The organism is Streptomyces ortus (genome assembly GCF_026341275.1).
In the GTDB taxonomy this organism is placed as follows: Bacteria; Actinomycetota; Actinomycetes; order Streptomycetales; family Streptomycetaceae; genus Streptomyces; species Streptomyces ortus.
Map to the genome: position 1 here is coordinate 6,579,219 of NZ_JAIFZO010000002.1, position 25,311 is coordinate 6,604,529.

The 25,311-nt window shown below is 71.6% G+C and carries 23 protein-coding genes; 13 read left to right on the top strand and 10 right to left on the bottom strand.

Annotated elements, in window-relative coordinates:
* Positions 1–158: 158 nt before the first annotated feature.
* From uraD to K3769_RS32110, 5 genes are all read left to right on the top strand, one after another.
* On the top strand, positions 159–680 hold the full coding sequence (gene uraD, locus K3769_RS32090; RefSeq protein ID WP_267029751.1) for a 2-oxo-4-hydroxy-4-carboxy-5-ureidoimidazoline decarboxylase: 522 nt from the start codon (positions 159–161) through the stop codon (positions 678–680).
* The gene (locus K3769_RS32095; protein WP_267029752.1) at positions 677–1,159 is read left to right on the top strand and encodes a hydroxyisourate hydrolase; all 483 of its coding nucleotides are present in this window, start codon (positions 677–679) and stop codon (positions 1,157–1,159) included. The genes uraD and K3769_RS32095 overlap by 4 nt, the downstream gene beginning before the upstream one ends.
* A 5-nt stretch (positions 1,160–1,164) precedes the next feature.
* Positions 1,165–2,112, top strand: coding sequence for a factor-independent urate hydroxylase (pucL, locus tag K3769_RS32100; protein ID WP_267029753.1), 948 nt, complete (start codon positions 1,165–1,167; stop codon positions 2,110–2,112).
* A 66-nt stretch (positions 2,113–2,178) separates the two neighbouring features.
* Positions 2,179–3,558 (top strand): 8-oxoguanine deaminase, encoded by a 1,380-nt coding sequence (locus K3769_RS32105; RefSeq protein ID WP_267029754.1) that lies wholly within the window; start codon positions 2,179–2,181, stop codon positions 3,556–3,558.
* 318 nt (positions 3,559–3,876) lie between these two features.
* On the top strand, positions 3,877–5,310 hold the full coding sequence (locus K3769_RS32110; RefSeq protein WP_267029755.1) for a nucleobase:cation symporter-2 family protein: 1,434 nt from the start codon (positions 3,877–3,879) through the stop codon (positions 5,308–5,310).
* Between the two features lie 92 nt (positions 5,311–5,402).
* On the opposite strand, the gene K3769_RS32115 is transcribed toward K3769_RS32110, so the two are convergent.
* The 3 genes from K3769_RS32115 to K3769_RS32125 form a co-directional block, all read right to left on the bottom strand.
* Positions 5,403–6,173 carry a chitosanase gene (locus tag K3769_RS32115; protein ID WP_267029756.1) on the bottom strand — a complete coding sequence of 257 codons (771 nt, stop codon included), beginning with the start codon at positions 6,171–6,173 and terminating at the stop codon, positions 5,403–5,405.
* Positions 6,174–6,531: 358 nt separating this feature from the next.
* On the bottom strand, positions 6,532–7,206 hold the full coding sequence (locus K3769_RS32120; protein WP_267029757.1) for a hypothetical protein: 675 nt from the start codon (positions 7,204–7,206) through the stop codon (positions 6,532–6,534).
* Positions 7,207–7,363: 157 nt separating this feature from the next.
* Complete coding sequence (locus tag K3769_RS32125) at positions 7,364–8,572, bottom strand: pyridoxal phosphate-dependent aminotransferase (RefSeq protein ID WP_267029758.1); 1,209 nt, start codon at positions 8,570–8,572, stop codon at positions 7,364–7,366.
* A gap of 86 nt (positions 8,573–8,658) precedes the next feature.
* Here K3769_RS32125 and K3769_RS32130 point away from each other — a divergent pair, with 86 nt between their 5' ends.
* Positions 8,659–9,297: a winged helix-turn-helix transcriptional regulator gene (locus K3769_RS32130; RefSeq protein ID WP_267029759.1), complete on the top strand. Its 639-nt coding sequence runs from the start codon at positions 8,659–8,661 to the stop codon at positions 9,295–9,297.
* A gap of 275 nt (positions 9,298–9,572) precedes the next feature.
* Here K3769_RS32130 and K3769_RS32135 read toward each other — a convergent pair whose 3' ends face one another.
* The 3 genes from K3769_RS32135 to K3769_RS32145 are packed head-to-tail and all read right to left on the bottom strand — an operon-like array spanning position 9,573 to position 13,216.
* Complete coding sequence (locus K3769_RS32135; RefSeq protein ID WP_267029760.1) at positions 9,573–10,397, bottom strand: hypothetical protein; 825 nt, start codon at positions 10,395–10,397, stop codon at positions 9,573–9,575.
* A complete protein-coding gene (locus tag K3769_RS32140; RefSeq protein WP_267029761.1) occupies positions 10,397–11,674 on the bottom strand; it encodes a VWA domain-containing protein in 1,278 nt (425 codons plus the stop codon). Before K3769_RS32140 ends, K3769_RS32135 begins: the two co-directional genes overlap by 1 nt.
* Before the next feature lie 9 nt (positions 11,675–11,683).
* Positions 11,684–13,216 (bottom strand): IucA/IucC family siderophore biosynthesis protein, encoded by a 1,533-nt coding sequence (locus K3769_RS32145; protein ID WP_267029762.1) that lies wholly within the window; start codon positions 13,214–13,216, stop codon positions 11,684–11,686.
* Positions 13,217–13,405: 189 nt separating this feature from the next.
* Here K3769_RS32145 and K3769_RS32150 point away from each other — a divergent pair, with 189 nt between their 5' ends.
* From K3769_RS32150 to K3769_RS32160, 3 genes are read left to right on the top strand one after another with little or no spacing between them, the layout of a single operon-like run.
* Positions 13,406–15,073 (top strand): IucA/IucC family protein, encoded by a 1,668-nt coding sequence (locus K3769_RS32150; protein WP_267029763.1) that lies wholly within the window; start codon positions 13,406–13,408, stop codon positions 15,071–15,073.
* Between the two features lie 35 nt (positions 15,074–15,108).
* Positions 15,109–16,038 (top strand): HipA family kinase, encoded by a 930-nt coding sequence (locus K3769_RS32155; RefSeq protein ID WP_267029764.1) that lies wholly within the window; start codon positions 15,109–15,111, stop codon positions 16,036–16,038.
* Positions 16,035–16,352 (top strand): Rdx family protein, encoded by a 318-nt coding sequence (locus K3769_RS32160; protein WP_267029765.1) that lies wholly within the window; start codon positions 16,035–16,037, stop codon positions 16,350–16,352. The genes K3769_RS32155 and K3769_RS32160 overlap by 4 nt, the downstream gene beginning before the upstream one ends.
* 22 nt (positions 16,353–16,374) lie before the next feature.
* On the opposite strand, the gene aceB is transcribed toward K3769_RS32160, so the two are convergent.
* Positions 16,375–18,009 (bottom strand): malate synthase A, encoded by a 1,635-nt coding sequence (aceB, locus tag K3769_RS32165; protein ID WP_267029766.1) that lies wholly within the window; start codon positions 18,007–18,009, stop codon positions 16,375–16,377.
* Between the two features lie 194 nt (positions 18,010–18,203).
* Positions 18,204–18,806 (bottom strand): nucleotidyltransferase family protein, encoded by a 603-nt coding sequence (locus tag K3769_RS32170; RefSeq protein ID WP_267029767.1) that lies wholly within the window; start codon positions 18,804–18,806, stop codon positions 18,204–18,206.
* A 175-nt stretch (positions 18,807–18,981) separates the two neighbouring features.
* Between K3769_RS32170 and K3769_RS32175 the strand changes: the two genes are divergently transcribed.
* Positions 18,982–19,296, top strand: a complete 315-nt coding sequence (locus K3769_RS32175) for a DUF5955 family protein (RefSeq protein ID WP_267029768.1) — start codon at positions 18,982–18,984, stop codon at positions 19,294–19,296.
* A 147-nt stretch (positions 19,297–19,443) separates the two neighbouring features.
* On the opposite strand, the gene K3769_RS32180 is transcribed toward K3769_RS32175, so the two are convergent.
* Complete coding sequence (locus K3769_RS32180) at positions 19,444–20,256, bottom strand: IclR family transcriptional regulator (RefSeq protein WP_267029769.1); 813 nt, start codon at positions 20,254–20,256, stop codon at positions 19,444–19,446.
* 266 nt (positions 20,257–20,522) lie between these two features.
* On the opposite strand from K3769_RS32180, the gene allB reads away from it, so the two are divergent.
* The gene (allB, locus tag K3769_RS32185; protein WP_267029770.1) at positions 20,523–21,872 is read left to right on the top strand and encodes an allantoinase AllB; all 1,350 of its coding nucleotides are present in this window, start codon (positions 20,523–20,525) and stop codon (positions 21,870–21,872) included.
* 86 nt (positions 21,873–21,958) lie between these two features.
* Positions 21,959–23,092 carry an allantoicase gene (gene alc / locus K3769_RS32190; RefSeq protein WP_267029771.1) on the top strand — a complete coding sequence of 378 codons (1,134 nt, stop codon included), beginning with the start codon at positions 21,959–21,961 and terminating at the stop codon, positions 23,090–23,092.
* A gap of 298 nt (positions 23,093–23,390) precedes the next feature.
* On the opposite strand, the gene K3769_RS32195 is transcribed toward alc, so the two are convergent.
* A complete protein-coding gene (locus tag K3769_RS32195; protein WP_267029772.1) occupies positions 23,391–24,404 on the bottom strand; it encodes a Gfo/Idh/MocA family protein in 1,014 nt (337 codons plus the stop codon).
* Positions 24,405–24,521: 117 nt separating this feature from the next.
* Here K3769_RS32195 and K3769_RS32200 point away from each other — a divergent pair, with 117 nt between their 5' ends.
* Positions 24,522–25,271 carry a GntR family transcriptional regulator gene (locus K3769_RS32200; RefSeq protein WP_267031624.1) on the top strand — a complete coding sequence of 250 codons (750 nt, stop codon included), beginning with the start codon at positions 24,522–24,524 and terminating at the stop codon, positions 25,269–25,271.
* Positions 25,272–25,311: the final 40 nt, after the last annotated feature.

The following is a 25,311-nucleotide window of genomic DNA, read 5'->3' on the forward strand; positions in this document are numbered from 1 at the left end:
GTGCGTCAGTGCGTCAGTGTGTCCGTGCGTCGGCGCGCCAGGAGGCCTTGGCTGATCACGTCTTCGTTACCTGGTTTTTTCAACAAAGTGTTGACGTGGTGTTTCCGAGGGCGTTAGCTGACCGCAGCCCGTCCAGCACAAGGCCACGGAGGCTTCCCGTGACTTCGAGTACGACGACACCCGGCGGCCTCGCCCGGTTCAACACCCTGGAGGAACCCGCGGCCCGCGCCGCCCTCCACGAACTGTGCGCCTCGACGGCCTGGGCGCACAGGCTGCTCACCGGCCGCCCGTACGCCACCGGCGACGACCTCTTCGCGCGCAGCGACGCCGCCATGGCCGACCTGAGCGACGCCGACCTGGCGGAGGCGATGGCCGGCCACCCGCCGATCGGCCGCCCGAAGCCGGGCGACCCGACCTCCTCCCGCGAACAGCGGGGCATGGCGGGCGCCTCCGACGAGCTGAAGGCGGAGATGCTGGAACTGAACCTGGCGTACCAGGAGCGGTTCGGCCATGTCTTCCTGATCTGCGCGACCGGCCTCACCGGCGAACAGATGCGTGACGCGCTCAGGAGGCGCATCGGCAACACGCCCGCACAGGAGCGCGAGATCGTGCGCACCGAGCTGGGCAGGATCAACCGCATCCGGCTCGCCCCACTCGTCGAAGAGGACGCATCCGCATGACCACCGGGACCACCGACTCCGTCACTCCCGCCGCGCCTGTCGCCTCCGTGTCCACGCACATCCTGGACACCAGCGTCGGCCGCCCCGCCGCGGGCGTCGCCGTCCGGCTCGCGGCCCGCAGCGGCCGGGACGCGCGGTGGCAGGAACTCGGCGGCTCCGCGACCGACGCGGACGGCCGGTGCAAGGACCTGCCGGCCCTGCCGGAGGGCACCACCCACGTACGGCTCGACTTCGCCGTCGAGGCGTACTTCGAGAAGAAGGCCGCGAGCGACACGTACGTGAGCGACCAGCCCGAGCAGAATCACCCCGAGCAGAATCAGGCCGAGGCGCAGCAGGACGCCCCCGCGAACCGGGACAGCGGTGCCCCACAGGTGTTCTTCCCCGAGGTGGCGATCACGTTCGCCGTCAGCCCGGGGGAGCACTATCACGTACCGCTGCTGCTCAACCCGTTCGGCTACTCCGTATACCGAGGGAGCTAGCAGACATGACCACCCCTTCCCGTTCGGCCCGTCCGGCGGTCCTGGCCCAGAACCAGTACGGCAAGGCCGAGAACCGCGTCGTCAGGATCACCCGGGACGGCGCCACGCACCACATCAAGGACCTGAACGTCTCCGTCGCCCTCAGCGGTGACATGGAGGAGGTCCACTACTCGGGCTCCAACGCGAACGTCCTGCCGACGGACACCACCAAGAACACGGTGTACGCCTTCGCCAAGGAGCACGGCATCGAGTCCGCCGAGCAGTTCGGCATCCACCTCGCCCGGCACTTCGTGACCTCGCAGGAGCCGATCCGCACCGCCCGGATCCGTATCGAGGAGTACTCCTGGGAGCGCATCGGGGCCCCGGAGGCGGACTCCCCGGCCGCCGGCGCCCCGCAGGGCGGGCACTCCTTCGCCCGCAAGGGCCAGGAGACCCGCGTCACGCAGATCACGTACGACGGCTCCTCGTGGCAGGTCATATCCGGCCTCAAGGACCTGGTCGTCCTGAACTCGACGAACTCCGAGTTCTGGGGCTACGTCAAGGACAAGTACACGACGCTGCAGGAGGCGTACGACCGCATCCTCGCCACCGAGGTGTCCGCCCGCTGGCGGTTCGACTGGACCGACGACGGGCAGCCGATGCCCGACTGGGAGGAGTCCTACGCACAGGTGCGCGGGCACATGCTCCAGGCCTTCGCGCAGACGTACTCGCTCTCGCTGCAGCAGACCCTGTACCAGATGGGCGCGCGGATCATCGAGCACCGCGACGAGATCGACGAGGTCCGCTTCTCGCTGCCGAACAAGCACCACTTCCTCGTCGACCTGGAGCCGTTCGGCCTCAAGAACGACAACGAGGTCTACTTCGCGGCCGACCGGCCGTACGGCCTGATCGAGGCGACGATCCTGCGGGACGGCTCCGAGGCGCTCATCCCGGTGGACCTCAGCAACCTCTGAGGCACCTGCCCCGGTGGGCAACTCCCGTCACCAGCAACCCTTTTCGGCACGGCAGAAGGACGAACCATGGCAGCAGACCGGCGGATCGTCATCGAGAACTGCTCGATCGCGACCGTGGACGCCGACGACACCGAGTACCCGTCGGGCCACCTGGTCCTGGCGGGCGACCGCATCGAGTCGCTGGGCGCCGGCCAGGCCCCCGAGGGACTGGAGAACGTCGTACGCCGGATCGACGCGACCGGCCACCTCGTCACCCCGGGCCTGGTCAACACCCATCACCACTTCTACCAGTGGATCACCCGCGGCCTCGCCACGGACCACAACCTCTTCGACTGGCTCGTCGCCCTGTACCCGACCTGGGCGCGCATCGACGAGCGCATGACGTACGCGGCGGCCCAGGGCTCCCTCGGCATGATGGCCCGCGGCGGAGTCACCACCGCCATGGACCACCACTACGTGTTCCCCAAGGGCTCGGGCGACCTGTCCGGCTCGATCATCCGCGCCGCACGGGAGACGGGCGTCCGCTTCACCCTGGCCCGCGGGTCCATGGACCGCAGCGAGAAGGACGGCGGACTGCCGCCCGACTTCGCCGTCGAAACCCTCGAAGGCGCCCTCGCCGCCACCGAGGCGACCGTCGACGAACACCACGACGCCTCCTTCGGCGCCATGACCCAGGTGGCGGTCGCGCCCTGCTCGCCCTTCTCCGTGTCGACCGAACTCATGCGGCAGGGAGCCGAGTTGGCCCGGCGCAAGGGAGTGCGGCTGCACACCCACGGCTCGGAGACGGTCGAGGAGGAGCAGTTCTGCAAGGAACTGTTCGGCATGGGCCCGACCGACTACTTCGAGTCGACCGGCTGGCTCGGCGAGGACGTGTGGATGGCCCACTGCGTTCATATGAACGACTCCGACATCGCCGCCTTCGCCCGTACGAGGACGGGAGTGGCCCACTGCCCCTCCTCCAACGCCCGGCTGGCGGCCGGGATCGCGCGGGTGCCCGACATGCTCGCGGCCGGCGTCCCGGTCGGCCTCGGGGTCGACGGCACGGCGTCCAACGAGTCCGGCGAACTGCACACCGAACTGCGCAACGCGCTGCTCATCAACCGCCTCGGTGCCCACCGCGAGGCCGCCCTGACCGCCCGTCAGGCGCTGCGCCTCGGAACGTACGGTGGAGCCCAAGTCCTCGGCCGGGCACCGGAGATCGGCTCCCTGGAGCCGGGCAAGCTCGCCGACCTGGTGCTGTGGAAGCTGGACACCCTGGCCCACGCGTCGATCGCCGACCCGGTCACCGCACTCGTCCTCGGCGCCGCGGCGCCGGTCACCGCCTCCTTCGTGAACGGTGAGCAGATCGTCGAGAACGGCCGGCTGCTGCACGTCGACGAGGACGCCGTCGCCCGCTCCACGCGGGACGAGGCCCGGCGCCTCGCGCGGATCGCCGCGGGGGCCTGACCGCGCCCCGCCCAGATCTCCGGCCGAGGGGGACGGCCCTCGGCCGGTGACCGTGGACCCGAACAGGGCCCACGGTGACCGTCTCCGGGGCGCGCGCACGAACTGCCCGCGCCCCGGAGACGGTTTCCCACCGTCCCACCGTCCCGCCACGCCCCCTCCGTGACGGACCCCGTCCTGCCAGGAAGACCCGTCAGAAAGACCCGTCAGAAAGACCTGCCGGAAAGTCCTGACCGAAGTCCTGCCGGCAGTCCTGCCAGGAAACAAGACCTCCCTGACACCCACGTCAACGCCGACGTGTACCCGACCGGAGGAGCCGCCGTGGCTGCCCAGCACGTGCCCAGCAGTACGGACGTAAGCGCAACCGGCCCGAAAAAGCACCCGGTTGACGAGAAACTCCCCGCCCTGAAGATGGCGACCAGCGGTCTGCAGCACGTGGCCGCCATGTACGCCGGAGTCGTCGCCCCGCCTCTGATCGTCGGCGCCGCCGTGGGCCTGACCGCGACCGAACTGACCTTCCTCACCGGCGCCTGTCTGTTCACCGCCGGACTCGCCACCTTCCTGCAGACCCTCGGCATCTGGAAGATCGGCGCCCGCCTGCCCTTCGTCAACGGCGTCACCTTCGCCGGAGTGGCTCCGATGATCGCGGTCGTCAACTCCACCGACGACAAGCGCGACGCGCTGCCGGTCATCTTCGGCGCGGTCATCGTGGCGGGCGTACTCGGCTTCCTCGCCGCCCCGTTCTTCAGCAAGGCCGTCCGCTTCTTCCCGCCCGTCGTCACCGGCACGGTCATCACCCTCATAGGCATCTCCCTGATGCCGGTCGCCTTCGGCTGGGCCCAGGGCCCCGACCCGGCCGCGCACGACTACGGCTCCACCACCAACCTGGGCCTGGCCGGCGCGACCCTGCTCATCGTCCTGCTGCTGCGCCGCTTCACCCGCGGCTTCGTCAAACAGATCGCCGTCCTGCTCGGCCTGGTCGCCGGCACGTTCGTCGCGATCCCGTTCGGCGTCACCGACTTCGCGCCGGTGGCCGACGCGGCGGTCGTCGGCTTTCCTACGCCGTTCCACTTCGGAGCGCCGCAGTTCCAGGTCGCCGCGATCGTCTCGCTGTGCGTGGTGATGGTCGTCTCGATGACCGAATCGACCGCGGACATGCTGGCGTTGGGGGAGATAGTCGGCAGGCCGGCCGATGAGAGGACCATCGCGGCGGGACTGCGGGCCGACACCCTGGGCTCGGCCGTGAGCCCTCTGTTCAACGGTTTCATGTGCAGCGCCTTCGCCCAGAACATCGGCCTGGTCGCGATGACCCGGATCCGCAGCCGGTACGTCGTGGCCACGGGCGGCGGCTTCCTCGTCCTGATGGGCCTGTGCCCCATGGCCGCGTCGCTGATAGCCGTGGTCCCGCGTCCCGTGCTCGGCGGGGCGGGCGTGGTGCTGTTCGGCTCGGTGGCCGCGAGCGGCATCCAGACCCTCGTCAAGGCGGGCCTGGAGAAGGACAACAACGTGCTGATCGTGGCGGTCTCGCTGGCCGTCGGCATCATCCCGATCACCGCGCCGGAGTTCTACCACGCGTTCCCGGAGACCGCGAAGATCATCCTGGACTCGGGGATCTCGACCGGGTGCGTGGCCGCCGTCGCTCTGAACCTGGTCTTCAACCACCTGGGCGGAAGCCGCGAGTGCGACGAGGTGACGGCACCGATGGAGCCGGGACCGGGTTCGGGTGCGGGGCCGGAGCCGGTGGCCGCCCGCTGACCTACGGTCGACGAGCGAGCGGCCACCGGCCCGGTTCCCAGGGTTCCCAGGGTTCCCAGGGTTCCCAGGGTTCCTAGGGCTTCTTGGGCTCCTCAGCCGATGTGGAAGCTGTCGCCGTAGACCTGCCAGTCCAGCGGCGGGTTGAGGTCGAGGTTCCGGTTCCTGAGGAAGACCCGCTGGGCGGTGTCCACGCGGCTGGTGTCCGAGTGGGCCTCCTCCTGCTTCATCGCCCACACGCGGGCGTCGAGGAAGGCGTTGAGGTACGTGACCTCGTCGCCGCCCTGGGCCGGGGGCCTGGCCCGGCCCAGCGCCCGGTTGCGGATGCTGCCGAAGCTCGTACTGTCGCCGCCGTTGCCGTGCATGACGATGGCGTCGTAGTACGTGAACTGGCCGAGCGTGCCGATGCCGTCCGCCTTGCCGCGCTGGACCGCCGGGTTGAAGTAGACGCGGTCCCGCTCGTCGTTCTGGGCCTGCTTGAAGACCTGGTCCTGGGCCGCCCGGCGCCAGGCGTCCGGGTAGCCGGGGTCCAGCCCCTCGTGCGAGTCGGAGCCGTCGACGCGGCGCAGTGCGGGCAGGTATCCGGCAAGGGGGTTGTCGGGCTTGCGCCGGGTGTACAGCTCGACGAGGTCGAGCATGTCGTGCGTGCCCGAGCAGAATCCGATGATGCCCGCGGTGTAGCCGCGGCCGTCGCCGATGTCCTCGATGTACTGGTACTGCGCCTTCCAGTCCAGCGAGGAGTTCTCCGCGCTGGAGACCAGCTTCATGGCGATCTCCTTCTTCGCCGGGTCGTCGAGGCCGGGGGAGGCGGCGACGGCTGGGGTGGCGGTGAGGGCGGGGCCTGCGAGCAGGGATGCGCCGATCATCGCGAGGATGGTTCGGCGGGAGGAGCTGGTGGGGGTGTGGGGGGTGTGCACGGGACCTCCGGTGGGGGTGGGAGTCGCTCTTCCGTACTGTTAGGAAAGTTTCCTACCAGAGATTGAGAGTGACGTATACCCGTCAAGCGCTTCTCCGCCCCCGCCGCCCCTACCCTTCCCGTCACTGCATGGGGGCTGCGCCCCCTCGCCCCCTGTCGCGCTGCGCGCTCGTCCTCAAACGCCGGACGGGCTATCTGGTAGCTCGTCCGGCGTTTGAGGACCGGGGGTTCGGGGCGGAGCCCCCGAGTCGTGGACGGGAACGGGTAGGGGCGGCGGGGGCGGGAGAACCCCCAGCCGCCCCCGACCGTCACGACCGCCGAGGCGAAGCCAGCAGATAGCGCACCCCCGTGCGCGGCTCTGCGTGCTCCCCGGCCTGCCACCCGGCCTTCTCCAACGCCCCCGCGCACTCCCGCAGCGCCACCGCCCCCGGCTCGTACACGGCGACAGCCTCCGGCTGCGGCGTCGCCCGCACCCGGTACCCCGCGGCGCCGGTATCGGGACCCACTCCCGGCCGAAGCCCCGCCGCCTCCAGCGCGAGAGCGGCGGCCTGCACCAGGTGCGTACGTTCCCACGCGCACGGCCGGTCCACGGCACCCCCCGTGTTGGTCATGCGCCGCATCTCCAGCAACCCCTGCCAGGCGCTGCGCACCTCGCGTGCGCGTGCGGGACCGGCGTCGGCGGCCTCCTCGCCGCCCACGCGCGCGGTGAACACGCCCGACGCCGAACCGGCCGAACCGGCGGAAGTGGCGGCAGCGGCGGGAGCGGATACCCGGGCGGGCTCCGCCCCCGCGGAGGCCGGCTCCTCGCGTATCCGGTGCCCCGCCGGTGTGAGGAAGTGGTCGTGGGGCGGACGCGGGTGCCGGAAGGCCAGGCCGTGCCTCACCAGCGACGCCAGCTGGCTCTCCGTACCCTTCAGGTGCCCGGTCACGGGGTCGGCGGCGTCGATGACGCGGCGTTGCGGAGCGGTCGGCGGTCGGGTCATGGGTGCTCCTTCCCTGGCGGGTCATGGCGGGTCACAGCGGGCCCTGGCGGATCCCTCCCGAGACGAACGTTACGACCCAGGTCTGACATCCCCGCCGACGTACTCGCCAGTGCCTGCCACCCCCCCCGGAGGGGATATCCCTGCCTACGCGCCGCCCCTACTGCCGGTAGCCGCTCAGGAACCGGCCGATCCTGCTGATCGCCGCGTCGAGGTCGTCGGCGTACGGGAGGGTGAGGATGCGAAAGTGGTCGGGGCGCGGCCAGTTGAAACCGGTGCCCTGGACCACCTGGATCTTCTCGCGCAGCAGCAGGTCGAGCACGAACTTCTCGTCGTCGTGGATCTTGTGGACCGAGGGGTCGAGCCGCGCGAACGCGTACAGCGCGCCCTTGGGTTTCACACAGGAGACCCCGGGGATCTCGTTCAGCCTCTCCCACGCGATGTCCCGCTGCTCCCGCAACCGGCCACCGGGCGCGGTGAGTTCGTGGATGGACTGCCGGCCGCCGAGCGCGGCCTGGATGGCGTACTGCGCCGGCGCGTTGGCGCACAGCCGCATGGAGGCCAGCATGGTGAGGCCCTCCAGGTAGCTCTTCGCGTGCTGGCGCGGCCCGGTCACGACCAGCCAGCCGGAGCGGAAACCCGCCACGCGGTACGTCTTCGACAGGCCGCAGAAGGTGAGGACCACCAGGTCGGGAGCGAGCGCGGCGGCCGTGTGGTGCACGGCGTCGTCGTACAGGATCTGATCGTAGATCTCGTCCGCGAACACCATCAGACCGTGCCGGCGGGCCAGGTCGAGGATGCCCTCGACGACCTCCTTGGGGTAGACCGCGCCGGTGGGGTTGTTCGGGTTGATGATGACGACGGCCTTCGTGCGGTCCGTGATCTTCGATGCCATGTCGTCCAGGTCCGGGTACCAGTCGGCCTGTTCGTCGCACAGGTAGTGCACGGCCTTGCCGCCCGCGAGGGTCGTCACCGCCGTCCAGAGCGGGAAGTCCGGGGCGGGGATGAGGACTTCGTCGCCGTCCTCCAGGAGGGCCTGGACGGCCATCGAGACGAGTTCGGAGACGCCGTTGCCCAGGAAGACGTCGTCCACGCCGACTTCGATGCCCCGCTCCTGGTAGCGCTGCGCCACGGCGCGGCGGGCCGAGAGGATGCCGCGCGAGTCCGTGTAGCCGTGTGCCTGCGGGAGCATCCGGATCATGTCCTGGAGGATCTCCGCCGGGGCCTCGAAGCCGAAGGCCGCGGGGTTGCCCGTGTTGAGGCGCAGCACGCTGTGGCCTGCCTCCTCCAGGGCGTTCGCGTGCTCGATGACCGGGCCCCGGATCTCGTAACAGACCTCGCTGAGCTTGCTCGACTGCCGGAACTCCATGCGGTGCGCACCTCCAGGTTGTGGTGTTGCTTGGTTTTACCAAGTTCTCGCTTGGAAAGTCCAACAAGTTGTCTAGACTGCGTCGCATGTCACCTCGCCGAAGCTACGACCAGTACTGTTCCGCTGCCCGGGCGCTCGACGCCGTCGGTGACCGCTGGACCCTCCTGATCGTCCGCGAGCTGCTGGCCGGTCCGCGCCGCTACACCGACCTGCACGCCGACCTGCCCGGGGTGAGCACGGATGTGCTCGCCTCGCGGCTCAAGGACATGGAGCGGGACGGCCTGACGACCCGTCGGCGGATGCCGCCGCCGGGTGCGGTGTACGTGTACGAACTCACCGTCCGTGGGCGTGAGTTGCTGCCCGTGCTGCAGGCGCTGGGGGAGTGGGGGGCGCCGCTGCTGGCGGAGCGGCGGCCCACGGACGCGGTGCGTGCGCACTGGTTCGCGCTGCCGTTGCTGAGGGCGTTGGAGGGGTTCGGCGAGGGGGTCGTCCAAGTGCGCCTGGGCGAGGGCGAGTTCTATGTCCACGTCGGGGACGGGGGCGGGGGCGGGCCGGTGTACGGCGAGGGGCCCGCGCCCGTGACGCCCGACGCGCGGCTGTCGCTCGACACGGAGACGTGTACGTTGCTGGGGCGGGGGGAGTTGACGCTCCTCGACGCGATACGCGCGCATCGGGTGGCGGTGGCCGGTGAGGGCCCCCTGGCGAAGGCCCTGCGCGAGCCCTGAGCACCGCACGGCGCGTGGTCGTCTGCGGGCGCGCTGCCTGCGGGTGCGTTGTGGCCGGTTCCGCCCCTGAAGAGCCCTGGTTCGTAGGTGGCGCGGGCGTGCTGTAGCCGGCCGCGCAGTTCCCCGCGCCCCTGAGCAGGCCCTGGCGGGCCTGTGCTTCAGGGGCACGAGGAGGTGTGCGACGCGCCGGGACGCACTCGCGGTCGATGGCGCGCGCCCTTTTCGGGGCGCGTGGAACTGCGCGAACGACCGCGGTGCGTCCGTCGGCGGCGCGACTACCCGCGGGGGCGGCCCGTTCCGCGAGTCAGTGCGTAGCCGCCGATGCCCGCCAGAGCGGCCAGCACGCCTCCGACGCCCGTCCACACCCAGCGGTCGGACCACCACCCGGAGGACCAGCCGTCATCCGGCTCGATGCTGGACAGCACGGCCGCGGGAGAGTCGGACTCCTCGTCGCCGGACCCGGACCCGGACCCGGACCCGGTCTCGGACTTGACGGCGACGCCCGGAACCAGCGGCTCGGACAGCGAGCCGTCGACCGCCGCCGCCCCGCCGATCTCCTTCGAGTCGATGCGCACCTCGGTGGTCACCGGCAGCCCGAGGTCGGCCGCCGTCAGGCCGACCGTGGTCAGCCGGATGTAGTACGTGCCCGGCAGCGGATCAGCCGCCCACGGCTCCGACCACGCCCGCACCGTACGCAACGTGCAGGACAGTTCCACCGACCCCGCGTCCTGCGCGGCCGTCCGCGTCTGCGCCCCGTACTGGCACGCCTGACGGCGCCGCAGCCCGTCGTACACGTCGATCTGCCAGGTCGCGGAGGCTTGGGAGCCCGGCAGCTTGACCTTCGCCTTCACCGTCGGCCGCTGGCCCGCGTCGGCGGGGAACGACCAGTACAGGTAGTCGCCCGTGGACGCGCCGGCGGTCGCCCGCTGTCCTTGGTCGACCTCGGCCGCCGTACGGAAGGACGTACCCGCCGAGGTCGGCGCGCCGGAGTCGTCCGACGGGCTCGCGGAGGGCGAGGAGTCGGCCGCCGCCGGAACCGCCGCGACCCCGAGCAGCAGCAGAGCCGCACTCGCCGCCCGCAACAAAAGCTTCGTACGCATCAGTTGGTCCTCCAGACCGCGACCCGCCAACGCGAGACCCAACCCCACAGCACACCCGCGAGGAAGCCGGTGAGCACCAGGGCGCCGAGCAGCCACCAGCCGCGGCCGAGGCCGAAGGAGGCCACGTCGCTCGACGCGTCGGGCCCGTCCACGACGTCGATGGTCAGTTCGAGCGGCAGACCGGGCGTGGTCTTCACCCCGGAGGCCGCCGAGAAGGAGTTGGCGACCTGGAGGCACACGATCTCCGTCGCGGACCCGGAGTCGTCGTCCGAGTCGTCGCTCTCCGCCTTGGGATAGCGCAGACCGGCCGACATGACGTCCGTCCGGCCGGTACCGGTCGTCTCGCCGCGCACGATCTCACGGCCGCTCGTGGTGACCGCCCGCAGCGACACCCCGTAGTCCCGGTCGACCCGGCGGTCGGCCGCGACGCTCACCGAGGCGCGCAGTTCGGAGCCGGCCGGCAGGTCGACGCGGTACCAGCGGTGCTGCCCGAACTCCTCACGGTCGGTGTACAGACCCGACTTGACCTCGGGCGCCTTCGCGCACGCGTCGGCGCCCTCGACGGCCACCGGCGTCACCACGGGGTCGGCGGCACGGTCGACCAACTGGTTCACCTTGTCGGTGAGTTCGTCGGTGTGCTCGACCGACGTGTACGTTCCGCCGGTCGCCTCCGCGATGCAGCTCAACTGCTGCCGCAGCTTGGTGTTCGGCACCAGGCCCAGCGTGTCGATGGTCAGGCCGATCCCCTTGGCGGCGATCTCGCGGGCCACCTCGCACGGGTCGAGCGGGGCGCAGGTGTCCTCGCCGTCGCTGATGAGGACGATACGGCGGGAGCCCTCACCGCCTTCGAGGTCGTCGGCGGCCTTGAGGAGCGCGGGGCCGATCGGCGTCCAGCCGGTGGGTGACAGGGTCGCGACCGCCGTCTTCGCCTCGGTACGGTCCAACGGCCCCACGGGGTAGAGCTGTTCGGTGTCCTTGCAGCCCGTCTTGCGGTCGTCGCCGCGGTAGTTGGCGCCGAGTGTCCGTATGCCCAGCCGGACCTCTTCGGGGGTCGCGTCGAGGACCTCGTTGAAGGCCTGCTTCGCCGCCGCCATCCGGGACTGGCCGTCGATGTCGCGTGCCCGCATCGAGCCGCTGACGTCGAGGAGCAGGTTCACCTTGGGTGCGGCGGTCCCCGAGGGCTCGTCGGCGACGGCGTCGGGCGGGAGCGCGATCCCGGCCGCCAGGGCGGCGAGCAGGGCGCAGGCGCCCGCCGCCAGCCGTTGTCTTGTGATCATCGACGGATCCTATTGATCAAAGGCGCCGCGCTTCAAAACGAGCGGGTCGGCGAGGGGGTTGGGCAAGCGGGCCCAGCTGTCACCCGGCCGGTCCGGCGACAGCCTCATCAGCGTCAACGCCTTCGCGGGCAGCGGTTCTTCGAGCAGTGCCGTGAGATCCGGGGTGCGCGGCAGATCCCGTACCGCCGTGGACAGTGCCTCGCGCAGCGCCGGTGTCGAACCCGCCGTCGCCGCCAGCGTGCCCGCGACGAGCGAGCCGAAGAGTTTGCCGCGCAGGACGGACTCGTCGTCGGTGACGATACGGCCCGTCAGTCCGGGGACCGGGACGCCGTGGCGGACCAGCCGGGCCGGGCTGATCCGGATGTCGGCCAGATCGCGGTAGACGAGCCGCACCGGGTCGCCGGCGGGGGAGAGCACCACGAGCAGGTTCTGGCCGTGCGCCTCCAGGGCGACGCCCAGTTCGAGCAGCCGCAGCCCCACGGTGAGGGTGAGCCTGCTGAACTCCGCAAGCCAGCGCGGGGATTGGGGCAGGACGCCCGCGGCGAGGGTGGCGGCCGGGACGACCCGCTCGCCTGTCCGCGCGTACAGCTCGGGGGACTCCCGTGCCACGGCCGCCAGATCGGCGGAGCCGGCGGTGACCGCGCCCAGGGTCCGGGTGATGTGCAGCAGCCCGTCCAGGCGCCCGGCCATCGATTCCATGAACGCCGACACCGTCGCCGCCGACGTGATCGAGTACACCGAGATGTCCCGCACGGAGGAGGTCAGCCGGGTGCTGAGCGCGGTCTTGACGTGCGGACCGCCCGGCACGGCCAGGGTGCGCAAGGACATCAGCGGATGCGCGGCCATCCCGTCCCCGACGGGCTGCTCGTCCTTGAGTACGTGCCGGGCCTGCCACGGATGGACGGGGATCAGCATCCGCCCTGCCGCACGGTAGGGCCACTCGCCCGTCGACCGGCAGTCCTCCGTGCCCACGGCGACCAGGGCCAGCCGGACCACCGGCCGGTGTTCGGGCGCGTACGCCAGCTGTTCGGTCACCGAGAACCCTTGCCGGGAACGGCAGTTGGGATGGAAGGGGTGGCCGTCGACGACCCGTTGCTCCCATTCCCAGAGCGTACGAGGGCTCGCCCCTGGAACCTGGTTGGCGCGGGACAGGGCCAACGAGGCGACGCTGTCGGCGAGTTCGGCGGCGAAGGGGCCGCCGTGCGGGAGTCCGAGCGCCGTCATCAGCGCGGCCGGACGGTCGTACGCCGTCCCGTCCAGCTCGACCTCCGTGACGGTCGAGGCCGTCGCGTACGCGTCCGGGCGCGGCCCGTGCAGGCGGCGGCCGTCTGCCGTCCGGAGCGTCAGCCCGTCGTGTCCGGCCTCGCGGTGCGTGATCCACGGCAGCGGCTCATGGGCGAGCCCGCGCCACAGCCGGGTCAGTACGGCCGAACGGGCGGCGGGGAGTCCGGCCGTGTAGGGAGGGAGCAGGTCGGGGCGTACCGTGCGCAGCTCGGCGGCGAGAGCGGTCTCGGTCCCGGCCGGGGTGCGGGGAGGATGCACAGGGGCTCCTAGGGTCTGTCTGACAATTCCCGTCTGCCGCTACGGGCGACGACGGGAATTGTCAGACAGACCCTAGGGTGAGGGGGCGCCGTCCGGCCGGGTACGACGCCGGACATCCGGACATACTCAGCGCAAGTGCACCGTATGCAACGAACGGATCGCGTGGATCACATGCCCCCCGTGCCACCCATGCAGCCCACGTCCCCCAGCCCCTCCACCCCCTTCACCCGCTTCACGCCCTCCGCGCGCACCACCGACGGCGTCACCGAAGCAGCCGATGCGACCGACGCGGCTGACACGACCGACGCGGCCGACGCGATCGCGGCGGCACCGCTGCTCAACTGCCTGCTGCGGGAGATCTGCGAACCCGAGCCGGGTTCTGAACCCCAGCCGGGTCCGGAGCGGGTGCCCGGCGTCCGGCGCGTCTACCGGCTGCCCGCCGGGGACCGTCTCCTGCGGGTGCGCGACGGGCGCCGGCCCCGCGACCCGGAGCTGTTCGCCGACGGCACCTGGCAGCGGCTCGGCCACGCCGAACTGGTCAAGCTCGCCGCCGAGGAGCTGCGCCTGCACACCGGACTGTCCAACTCCGAACTGCCCGCCGAGATGACCGACAGCCGGGACGCGGTGGCGGCGATCCTGACGGCCAGGGAGGGCACGGCCCCGCCCGCCGACCCCTACCGACGCGCCGAGCAGTCCCTGATCACGGGGCATCCCCACCATCCCGCCCCCAAGGCGCGCGGCGGCGGCCCGGTCAGCGGCTGGCTCCCGTACGCGCCGGAGGCGTACGCCGACTTTCCGCTGACGCTGCTCGGCCTGCGCGAGGACGTCTGCGTGCAGGACGGCGACACGAGCGCCCTGGACGCCCTCGGTGCGGCCCCCGACGGCTACCGGCTCCTCCTCGCCCACCCGTGGCAGCTCGACCTCGTCGGCGGCGGTCAGGAGATCCGTGCGGCGTTCGCCGACGGCCGCCTCGTACACCTCGGGTGCTCGCCGTGGTCCGCCTGGCCGACGGCGGCCATCCGCACCCTGTACGTCCCCGACGCCGACCTGTTCGTGAAGTTCAGCCTCGACGTCCGCATCACCAACGACATCCGCCGGCTGTGGCGGCACGATCTCCTGGCGCTGCGGCGTACGGACGCCGCGGTGACGGAGGCCTTCCGTGCCCTCCCCGGCGGCGCGGCCTGGCTGAGCGACCGCGGCTACCGCACGGCGGACTTCGCCTTCGAGGAACTGGCCGTTCTCGTGCGTGACGGTCTGGGCGGGCATGTGACCCCCGGTTCGACTCCGCTGCCGGCGGCCGCGCTGACGGAGGGCACGGGAGACCCGTACGATCGGCCCGGCCTGGCGGACACGGTCGGCTTCGACGGAAACCCTCTGGACAACCTCGCCGATCCGGCTGCCTGGTGGAGTGCGTATCTGCGCCAAGTCGTGCCGCCCGCGCTGGAGTTGTTCGCCCGGCACGGGGTCGTGCTCGAAGCGCATCTGCAGAACACGGTGGTGGCCGTGGACGGCGACGGCATGCCGGTGCGGGCGCTGTTCCGGGACGCCGAGGGGGGCAAGCTGCTGCCCGACGTGACGCGGGCGGCCGGATGGGAGCGGCTGGTGTACTGCCTGGTCGTGAACAACCTGCTGGAGATCGCGGACGCCCTGCGCGAGCGGCACCCGGGCCTCGACCCGTGGGAACCCGCGCGCCGGGAGCTCGCGCGGTACGCCCCGGAGCTGCCCGAGGTGGCGGACCTCCTGCGGTCCCCGACCCTGCCCGGCAAGACGAACCTGCTGCTGCGCTGGACCGGGGCCGACGGCGCCGCCGCACGCTACCGGCCGGTCCCGAACCCGCTGCGCGCGCCGAACACCTGATCCTCCCCGCGGACGGCTGAATTACAGTGGCGGGTGTGCTGCGCCAAGTGACCGCCGACCGATACGTGACCCCGCTGCGGGCGGGCGGCTCCGTGCCCGGAGTCGTCGAGGCCGACGACCTCGGGACGTACGTCGTGAAGTTCACCGGCTCGGCGCAGGGCCGCAAGGCGCTGGTCGCCGAGGTGATCGTGGGTGAACTGGCACGCGCCCTGGGACTGCGGTTCCCCGAGCTGGTGCTGGTGCACTTCGATCCGGCGATCGCCGCGGACGAACCGCACCAGGAGGTCCAGGACCTGCTGCGGGCCAGCGCCGGGCTCAATCTCGGCATGGACTATCTGTCGGGGGCCCGGGACTTCACCCCGGAGGTCGCGCAGGCGTTCGACGTCGATCCCCTGGAGGCGGGCCGGATCGTCTGGCTGGACGCCCTCACCGTCAACGTGGACCGCACGCGGCACAGCTCGAACCTGATGATCTGGCCCACGCTCGGCGTCGCACCCCCGAAGCTGTGGCTGATCGACCACGGGGCCGCGCTGGTCTTCCACCACCGCTGGGACCCGTCGTCCCCGGAGAAGGCGTCCCCGGAGAAGGCGTACGACTTCCGGCAGCACGCGCTCGGCGGCCACACCCCCGACACCCGCGCGGCGGACGCCGAACTCGCGCCCCGGGTGACGGAGGAACTGCTGCGCGCGATCACGGCCGAGGTGCCCGACGCCTGGCTCGCCGACGAGCCCGGTTTTGCGACGCCCGACGAGGTCCGCGAGGCCTACGTCGGCTATCTCCTCGCCCGGGTCAGGGCCTCCGCCGCCTGGCTCCCCACCGACTTCCCCACCCGGGAACAGCTCGCGGACGAAGAGGCCCGCCGGGCCGCGAAGACACAGCAGGGCCGGCCGGACTGGCTCAAGCGGGTCCCCGACCTGCACGGCAAACCGGCGGCGCAACAGGATTGGTCGGTACACCTCGGATGACCACGGACAACACGCCCGCCGCCGGGACCGGGGGCACGACCGGGCAGCCGCACCGCGTGCAGATCGAGTACTGCACCCAGTGCCGCTGGCTGCCCCGCGCCTCCTGGCTCGCCCAGGAACTGCTCACCACCTTCGAGCAGGAGCTGACGGAGCTGGCGCTGAAGCCCGGCACCGGTGGCGTCTTCGTCGTACGCGTCGACGACGAGGTGGTCTGGGACCGCCGCGAGCAGGGCTTCCCCGAGCCGACGGCCGTGAAGCGCCTGGTACGCGACCGAGTGGCCCCGGAGAAGTCCCTGGGCCACTCGGAGAGGTAGTGCCCGCCGCTCCGGGCGACGCTCAGCCGGTCAGCTGCTCGTACGCGGGCAGCGTCAGGAAGTCCGCGTAGTCCTCGTCGAGCGCGACCGTCAGCAGCAGGTCGTGCGCCTGCTGCCAGCGCCCGGCCGCGAAGGCCTCCTCGCCGATCTCGGCGCGGATGTCCGCCAGTTCCCGCGCGGCGATCTCCCGGGCCAGTTCGGGCGTCGCCTTCACGGACTCCCCGGCGTGCTCGAACTCCACGCCCGCGTTGATCCACTGCCAAATCTGCGAGCGCGAGATCTCCGCCGTGGCCGCGTCCTCCATCAGGTTGAAGATGGCGACGGCGCCGAGCCCGCGCAGCCAGGCCTCGATGTAACGGATGCCGACCTGAACGGCGTTGACCAGTCCGTCGTACGTGGGACGGGCGTCGAGCGAGTCGACGGCGATCAGGTCGGCGGCCTTCACGTCGACCTCCTCGCGCAGCCGGTCCTTCTGGTTCGGCCGGTCGCCGAGCACCGCGTCGAAGGACGCCATCGCGATCGGCACGAGGTCCGGGTGGGCCACCCACGATCCGTCGAAGCCGTCGCCCGCCTCCCGGTCCTTGTCGGCCTTGACCTTCTCGAAGGCGACCTTGTTGACCTCCTCGTCGCGCCGCGAGGGGATGAACGCCGCCATGCCGCCGATCGCGTGCGCCCCGCGCTTGTGGCAGGTGCGGACGAGGAGTTCGGTGTACGCGCGCATGAACGGGGCCGTCATCGTCACCGCGTTGCGGTCCGGCAGGACGAACTTCTGCCCGCCGTCACGGAAGTTCTTGACGATGGAGAAGAGGTAGTCCCAGCGGCCCGCGTTCAACCCCGAGGCGTGGTCGCGCAGTTCGTAGAGGATCTCCTCCATCTCGTACGCCGCCGTGATCGTCTCGATCAGGACGGTCGCGCGGACGGTGCCCCGCGGAATGCCGACGTAGTCCTGCGCGAAGACGAACACCTCGTTCCAGAGACGGGCCTCCAGATACGACTCCGTCTTCGGGAGGTAGAAGTACGGGCCCTTGCCGAGGTCGATGAGCCGCTGCGCGTTGTGGAAGAAGTACAGGCCGAAGTCGACGAGCGCGCCCGGCACCGGCGTGCCGTCGGCGTCGACGAGGTGACGCTCGTCCAGGTGCCAGCCGCGCGGTCGCGTCACGACCGTCGCCAGCTCCTCCGGCGCCTTCAGCGCGTACGACTTGCCGGTGCGCTCGTCCGTGTAGTCGATGGAGCGGGTGTAGGCGTCGATCAGGTTGACCTGGCCCAGGATCACGTTCTCCCAGGTCGGCGCGGAGGCGTCCTCGAAGTCCGCGAGCCACACCTTGGCGCCCGAGTTGAGCGCGTTGATGGTCATCTTGCGGTCGGTGGGACCGGTGATCTCCACCCGGCGGTCGTTCAGTGCCTCGGGTGACGGGGCCACCCGCCAGGAGTCGTCCGCGCGGACGGCGGCGGTCTCCGGGAGGAAGTCGAGCGTGGAGGTACGGGCGATCTCGGCGCGGCGCTCGCCGCGGCGGGCCAGCAGCTCGTCACGCCTGGGGGTGAACCGCCGGTGCAACTCGGCGACGAAGGCGAGGGCCTCGTCGGTCAGAACCTCCTCCTGCCGGGGCAGGGGCTCGGCGTCGACGATGGCCAGCGGGGACGGCGCTGGTGCGGACATGAGCTGTCACTTCCTTCGCGAACGTGGCACCGGGTGCCAGTCGGCCGGGTTCGGCGGTGGACGCCCGTCGGGAGGCCGGGCGCTTCTGAGCAGTGGATTCAGTGGATACTAGTTTCCTCATGGTGGAAGTTCAATGTTTTGTTGACGTCGAGACTCTTCGGATCGAGACAAGGTGGCGCTCGGTGCCACCCCGCTCACTCCAGGTACCGGGCCAGGTCCGCCGCCGTGTCGATGTCGTAGGGCCGGGCCACGTCCGCGCACTCGACGAGGGTGATCGCGTCCGCGTGGACCTTCAGATAGGCGCGTGCCCCCTGGTCGCCGGTCGCAGTCGCGGCGATCCCCGCCCAGTGGTCGGCGCCGAGCAGGACGGGGTGGCCCCGCTTCCCCTCGTACGAGGCCGAGGCGAGCGTCGCGGGGGAGCGGTGGGCGGCCAGCAGGCGGGCCGTCGCCTCCGGTCCGATGCCCGGCTGGTCGACCAGCGACACCAGGGCGCCCGTGACCCCCGTACCCCGCAGGGACTCCAGCCCGGCCCGCAGCGAGGACCCCATGCCCTCCTCCCACTCCGGGTTGTCCACCAGTACGCAGCCGGAGAGGTCCGCCCGCTCCCGTACGGCGTCCGCCCGCGCTCCCAGCACCACATGGACGCGGGTGCAGCCGGCCTCGCGCAGCACCCCGGCCGCGTGCTCCACCAGGGGGCGCCCGCGGTGTTCGAGGAGCGCCTTGGGCCGTCCGCCGAGGCGTCGGCCGCCGCCCGCGGCGAGCAGCAGTCCGGCCACCTGGCCGTCGTTGTCCGTCATGCCTCCTGCATACCTGACCGGTGGGCGGGATCAGGGTGTCGGGGGGCTGAATTTCGGTCCGTGCGGTGGCGCCCACCGCACCGGGTGGCGTTTACTTGCCCGCGTCCCCGGCGCCCGATCAACGCCACGGGGCGGTCGGGCGGGAGCGACGAGGCGGCGCGCCAGGGGGAGAGCTGTGTTGCGGAGCTTGGGGCAGAGATCAGTGACCGGCAGCGACGAGGATCCGAGAGTGGCGCAGTTGCGGGCGGCCGTTTCCAGGCTGCGCCGTGAACTGGCCGCGCTCCCGGCGGACTTCCCCGACCGCGGCATCGCGGAGGACGAACTCGCGACGCTCGCGGCGATGGCCCTCGGCGGCATCCCGGAGGTCCCGCGCCTGCGCCGCTCGCTGCTGCTGGTCGCCGGTTCCATCGGTTCCGTCAGCGCGCTGGCCACCGGACTCGCCGCGGTACGCACAGCGGTCGACCTCTTCGGGGACGCGCCGCGCCGGTAAGTCCCGGGCGGGGCAGGCGGGTTGAGCCCGTGCCACCGGGGCCGACATCGTGGGGCCGGGCGGTGGGACGGGGGCCGGGCCCGAGCGTCGGGGCGGGGGCGCTCGCTGCGTGCGAGGTTGCCCGGTGGGTCTGGGGTCCGGGGTCGCTCAGGCGGCGGGGCCGGAGTTCGCCAGTGCCTCCGACAGCTCCGCCGCGACCTGCTGCAGCACGGGCACGATCCGCTCGGTGGCCGTCTCCGTGACGCGGCCGGCCGGTCCGGAGATCGAAATCGCCGCCGCCGTGGGGGAGTTGGGTACGGAGACCGCGAGGCAGCGGACCCCGATCTCCTGCTCGTTGTCGTCCACCGCGTAACCGGTGCGGCGCACCTCTTCGAGCGCGCTCAGGAAGCCGTCCGGCGTCGTGATGGTCTTGTCCGTCGCGGCGGGCATGCCCGTACGGGACAGCAGCGCGCGCACCTCGTCGGCCGGGACGTGGGCCAGCAGCGCCTTGCCGACGCCCGTGGAGTGCGGCAGCACCCGGCGCCCCACCTCGGTGAACATCCGCATCGAGTGCCTCGACGGCACCTGCGCCACGTACACGATCTCGTCGCCGTCGAGCAGGGCCATGTTCGCCGTCTCGCCGGTCTCCTCGACGAGCCGGGCCAGATAAGGGCGGGCCCAGGTGCCGAGCAGCCGGGACGCCGACTCGCCGAGCCGGATCAGACGCGGGCCGAGCGCATAGCGCCGGTTGGTCTGCTGACGTACATAACCGCAGACCACGAGGGTGCGCATCAGGCGGTGAATGGTGGGCAGTGGCAGCCCGCTGCTCGCGGAGAGCTCGCTCAGCCCGACCTCACCGCCCGCGTCCGCCATCCGCTCCAGCAGGTCGAAGGCGCGCTCTAGGGACTGGACGCCACCGCCGGCGGCAGCCGGCTTGGTGGCGACCTCGGCGGAGGCGTCGCTGGCGCTGGACGTCGGCACGGGCGCGGTCCTTTCAGACGGGCAGGCAGGTGGGAAGCCTACCCGGCAGTTGGTTGACTGCAGGGCTGCGTGTGATTAGGTTCTGCTGTGCGGAATTCTATTTCCGCTTTGTGGAAACGTCCAGTGGTGGTCGTCGGTGAGGGTGGCGCTCGGGCCGACCCTTGACGGCGCGGGGTGCGGAGTGAAGACTCCTTCAACAGAACGTTGAATTCCGTTACGCGGAAGTTAACGACCGCAGCAGAGGTCCGGCTTGGAAAGGGGTACCGGTGTCCGACGACGGCCTGGTCGAACTGGTTTTGCGCTCGACGCGCGTCATCACTCCCGAAGGGACGCGCGCGGCCTCGGTCGCCGTCTCCGCGGGGAGGATCACCGCCGTGCTCGCGCACGACGCCGAAGTGCCCGCCGGGGCCCGCCTGGAGGACTTCGGCGACGACGTCCTGCTGCCCGGACTCGTCGACACCCACGTACACGTCAACGACCCGGGCCGCACGGAGTGGGAGGGCTTCTGGACCGCCACCCGCGCCGCCGCGGCGGGCGGCATCACGACCCTGGTCGACATGCCCCTCAACTCCCTTCCGCCCACCACGATGGTCGACCACCTCCGTACGAAGAAGGACGTCGCCTGCTCCAAGGCGCACATCGACGTCGGGTTCTGGGGCGGCGCCCTGCCCGACAACGTCAAGGATCTGAGGCCGCTGCACGACGCGGGCGTCTTCGGCTTCAAGGCGTTCCTGTCGCCCTCCGGGGTCGACGAGTTCCCCGAACTGGACCAGGGCCAACTCGCCCTGTCCCTCGCGGAGATCGCCGGATTCGGCGGACTGCTGATCGTGCACGCGGAGGACCCGCACCACCTGGCGGCGGCCCCGCAGAAGGGCGGCCGCAAGTACGCGGACTTCCTGGCCTCGCGACCGCGCGACGCCGAGAACACGGCCATCGGCGGCCTCATCGCGCAGGCCGGGCGCCTCGACGCGCGCGTGCACGTCCTGCACCTGTCGTCCAGCGACGCGCTCCCGCTGATAGCGGCGGCCAAGCGCGAGGGCGTACGGGTCACGGCGGAGACCTGTCCGCACTATCTGACGCTCACCGCCGAGGAAGTCCCGGACGGGGCCAGCGAGTTCAAGTGCTGCCCGCCCATCCGCGAGGCCGCCAACCAGGACCTGCTGTGGCAGGCGCTGGCCGACGGCACGATCGACTGCGTGGTCACCGACCACTCGCCGTCGACGGCCGACCTGAAGACCGACGACTTCGCGACCGCGTGGGGCGGCATCTCCGGACTGCAGCTCAGCCTGTCGGCCGTCTGGACGGAGGCCCGCAAGCGCGGGCACACCCTGGAGGACGTGGTCCGCTGGATGTCCTCCCGCACGGCGGAACTGGTCGGCCTCGCCGACCGCAAGGGCGCCATCGAGGCGGGCCGCGACGCCGACTTCGCGGTCCTCGCGCCCGATGAGACGTTCACCGTCGATCCGGCGGCGCTCCAGCACCGCAACCGCGTCACCGCGTACGCGGGCCGGACCCTGCACGGCGTGGTCCGCTCCACCTGGCTGCGCGGCGAACGCGTGATGTCCGAGGGCGAGTTCACCGCCCCGACCGGCCAACTCCTCTCCCGCCGGAGGTAGTCCGCACCACTGTCCGCCCGGCACCCCACGTCCGCCCGGCACCCCGCACCGCGCGGCGGCCGACCCAGAAAGGAAGACCTGATCACGTGACCGAGCAGCGACAGCAGCCCTCTTCGGCTCGTTTCACCGGCGACGCGAACCCCTATGGCGGCGGTGACCCGTACGCGGACCACCGCACCGCCGACTTCCCCTTCACCCGGTACGCCAACCTCGCCGACCGGCAGCTGGGCGCCGCGGTCGTCGCCGCCAACGACGAGTTCTTCGCCCACCGCGAGAACCTGCTGCTGCCCGGGCCGGCCGAGTTCGACCCCGAGCACTTCGGCCACAAGGGCAAGGTCATGGACGGCTGGGAGACCCGCCGCCGACGCGGTGCCTCCGCCGACCACCCGTGGCCCACGGCGGACGACCACGACTGGGCGCTCATCCGCCTGGGCGCCCCCGGCATCGTCCACGGGATCGTCGTCGACACCGCCCACTTCCGGGGCAACTACCCGCAGGCGGTGTCCGTCGAAGGAACCTCGGTACCCGGATCGCCGTCCCCCGAGGACCTCCTCGCGGACGACGTCAAGTGGACAACTCTCGTACCCCGTACGGAGATCGGCGGCCACGCCGCCAACGGGTTCGCCGTCGGGGCCGGGCAGCTCATCACCCACCTGCGTGTCAACCAGCACCCGGACGGCGGCATCGCGCGCCTGCGCGTCCACGGCGAAGTCGTCCCGGACCCGCGGTGGCTCTCCGTCCTCGGCGCCTTCGACGTGGTCGCCCTGGAGAACGGCGGCCACGTGGAGGACGCCTCCGACCGCTTCTACTCGCCCCCCACCAACACCATCCAGCCGGGTCGCTCCCACAAGATGGACGACGGCTGGGAGACGCGGCGGCGGCGGGACCGGGGCCACGACTGGATCCGCTACCAGCTGGTCGCACGGTCCGAGATCCGCGCGATCGAGATCGACACGGCGTATCTGAAGGGCAACTCGGCGGGGTGGGCGTCGGTCTCCGTCCGGGACGGCGCGGACGGGGAGTGGCGGGAGGCCCTGCCCCGGACCCGGCTCCAGCCCGACACCAACCACCGCTTCGTCCTCGCCGCCCCGGCCGTCGGCACGCACGCGCGCGTGGACATCTATCCGGACGGCGGAATTTCACGCCTGCGCCTGTTCGGGGCGCTGACGGAGGAGGGGGCGGCGGCGCTGCGGTCCCGCCACGAGGACCTCGGCGGTTAGCGAAGCAATCCCCGGGGGCCGGCCCCCGTACCCCCGAGCCGGGGGCGGGGGTGTCCTCAAACGCCGGACGGGCTGATAGGCGTAAGTCCTCAGGCGCCGGACGGGCTGATAGGCGTAAGTCCTCAGGCGCCGGACGGGCTGACAGGCGTAAGTCCTCAGGCGCCGGACGGGCTGACAGGCGTAAGTCCTCAGGCGCCGGAGGCCCTGAGAAGCGCTTGCCCTCAAGCGCCGCCGGCCGCGGCGGTGCCGCAGCCGACCCCGCGTCTCCCCCCGCCAACCCCCCTCGGCCGGCGGCCGGTCAGTCCCGGCCGCCCGGGATCTCCGACAGCGGCACCGAGCGCCGCCCGCGCCGCGACAACTCGCACGCCTCCGCGATCCGCAACGCGTGCAGCGCCTCGCGCCCGTCACACGGATTCGCCCGCTCCCCGCGCACCACCTCGACGAACGCGTGCAGCTCCGCCTCGTACGCCGGCCCGAACCGCTCCAGGAACCCCGTCCACGGCTTGGTGGCCGCGGGCGGGCCCGCCGGTTCGGTGGAGGCGATCGGCGTACGGTCGTCGAGCCCGACCCCGACCTGGTCCAGCTCCCCGGCCAGCTCCATGCGGACGTCGTATCCCGCACCGTTCAGCCGCGTCGCCGTGGCCGTGGCGAGTGTGCCGTCGTCCAGTGTGAGGACGGCCGCCGCCGTGTCGATGTCGCCCGCCTCGCGGAACATCGCGGGCCCGGCGTCCGACCCCATCGCGTAGACCTCGGTGACCTCACGCCCGGTGACCCACCGCAGCATGTCGAAGTCGTGCACGAGCGTGTCCCGGTACAGCCCGCCGGACAGCGGCAGATGCTCGACGGGCGGCGGCGCCTGATCCGAGGTCATCGCGCGCACGGTGTGCAGCCGGCCGAGCTGCCCCGACCGCACCACCTCCCGCGCGGCCGAGTACCCCGCGTCGAAGCGCCGCTGGAACCCCATCTGAAGGATCGTTCCGGCGGTCTCGACCTCCGCGATGGCGGTGAGCGTACCCGCCAGATCGAGGGCTATGGGCTTCTCGCAGAACACGGGCAGCCCGGCGCGGGCCGCGCGACCGATCAGTTCGCCGTGTGCCGAGGTGGCCGCGGTGATGACCACGGCGTCCACACCCCAGGTGAAGATCTCGTCCACGCCGGGTGCCGCGGTGGCACCTAAGCGGTCCGCGAGCCGACGGGCTCGTACGGGGTCCGCGTCCGTGACGATGAGGGAGCCGCCCACCTCGCGGTGGCGGCTGAGGGCGGTCGCATGAAATGTACCGATACGACCCGTCCCGATGAGTCCGATGCGCATGCGACAAAGTTGAGGGCGAACCCTACACCCTGTCAACTCTTTGTCCGGACAATCGAACCTCACAACTTCCCGTCAACATGCACCGGAGCTACGCTCGGGCCCGTGCCCAAACCAGATGTGGACCCGACCACGCCGCTCCAGCTCAGCGTCGACCGGAACAGCCCGGTACCGCTCTACTTCCAGCTGGCCCAGCAGCTCGAAGCGGCGATCGAGCGCGGTGCCCTGACCCCGGGCAGCCTGCTGGGCAACGAGATCGAGCTCGCCGGACGCCTCGGTCTGTCCCGGCCCACCGTCCGCCAGGCCATCCAGTCACTGGTGGACAAGGGCCTCCTCGTACGCCGTCGGGGCGTCGGTACCCAGGTCGTCCACAGCCAGGTCAAGCGCCCCCTGGAACTCAGCAGCCTCTACGACGACCTGGAGGCGGCCGGCCAGCGTCCGGCGACCCGCGTCCTCGTCAACACCGTCGTCCCGGCGACGGCGGAGGTGGCGGCGGCCCTGTCGGTGGCGGAGGGCAGTGACGTGCACCGGGTGGAGCGGCTGCGGCTGGCCCACGGCGACCCGATGGCGTACCTCTGCAACCACCTGCCGCCCGGTCTGCTCGACCTCGACGGCGCGCAGCTGGAGGCCACCGGGCTGTACCGGCTGATGCGCGCGGCGGGCATCACGCTGCACAGCGCCCGCCAGTCCGTCGGCGCCCGTGCCGCCACCGCCGTGGAGGCCGAGCGCCTCGACGAGGCCGCCGGCGCCCCGCTGCTCACCATGCAGCGCACCACCTTCGACGACACGGGCCGCGCCGTCGAATTCGGCTCCCACACCTACCGCGCCTCGCGCTACTCCTTCGAGTTCCAGCTCCTCGTACGCCCCTGAGCTGGTACGACTCCACGCGCTACCCGGCCCCGCTGTCCGG

Excerpts from the sequence above, each read along its gene's own strand:
- K3769_RS32160 (WP_267029765.1), top strand. The coding sequence starts at position 16,035 with ATGACCACGGACAACACGCCCGCCGCCGGGACCGGGGGCACGACCGGG.
- K3769_RS32115 (WP_267029756.1), bottom strand. The coding sequence starts at position 6,173 with ATGATCGGCGCATCCCTGCTCGCAGGCCCCGCCCTCACCGCCACCCCA.
- K3769_RS32130 (WP_267029759.1), top strand. The coding sequence starts at position 8,659 with ATGTCACCTCGCCGAAGCTACGACCAGTACTGTTCCGCTGCCCGGGCG.
- K3769_RS32135 (WP_267029760.1), bottom strand. The coding sequence starts at position 10,397 with ATGCGTACGAAGCTTTTGTTGCGGGCGGCGAGTGCGGCTCTGCTGCTG.
- K3769_RS32105 (WP_267029754.1), top strand. The coding sequence starts at position 2,179 with ATGGCAGCAGACCGGCGGATCGTCATCGAGAACTGCTCGATCGCGACC.
- pucL (WP_267029753.1), top strand. The coding sequence starts at position 1,165 with ATGACCACCCCTTCCCGTTCGGCCCGTCCGGCGGTCCTGGCCCAGAAC.
- K3769_RS32125 (WP_267029758.1), bottom strand. The coding sequence starts at position 8,572 with ATGGAGTTCCGGCAGTCGAGCAAGCTCAGCGAGGTCTGTTACGAGATC.
- K3769_RS32120 (WP_267029757.1), bottom strand. The coding sequence starts at position 7,206 with ATGACCCGACCGCCGACCGCTCCGCAACGCCGCGTCATCGACGCCGCC.
- K3769_RS32195 (WP_267029772.1), bottom strand. The coding sequence starts at position 24,404 with ATGCGCATCGGACTCATCGGGACGGGTCGTATCGGTACATTTCATGCG.
- K3769_RS32170 (WP_267029767.1), bottom strand. The coding sequence starts at position 18,806 with ATGACGGACAACGACGGCCAGGTGGCCGGACTGCTGCTCGCCGCGGGC.
- K3769_RS32095 (WP_267029752.1), top strand. The coding sequence starts at position 677 with ATGACCACCGGGACCACCGACTCCGTCACTCCCGCCGCGCCTGTCGCC.
- K3769_RS32140 (WP_267029761.1), bottom strand. The coding sequence starts at position 11,674 with ATGATCACAAGACAACGGCTGGCGGCGGGCGCCTGCGCCCTGCTCGCC.
- aceB (WP_267029766.1), bottom strand. The coding sequence starts at position 18,009 with ATGTCCGCACCAGCGCCGTCCCCGCTGGCCATCGTCGACGCCGAGCCC.
- K3769_RS32150 (WP_267029763.1), top strand. The coding sequence starts at position 13,406 with ATGCAGCCCACGTCCCCCAGCCCCTCCACCCCCTTCACCCGCTTCACG.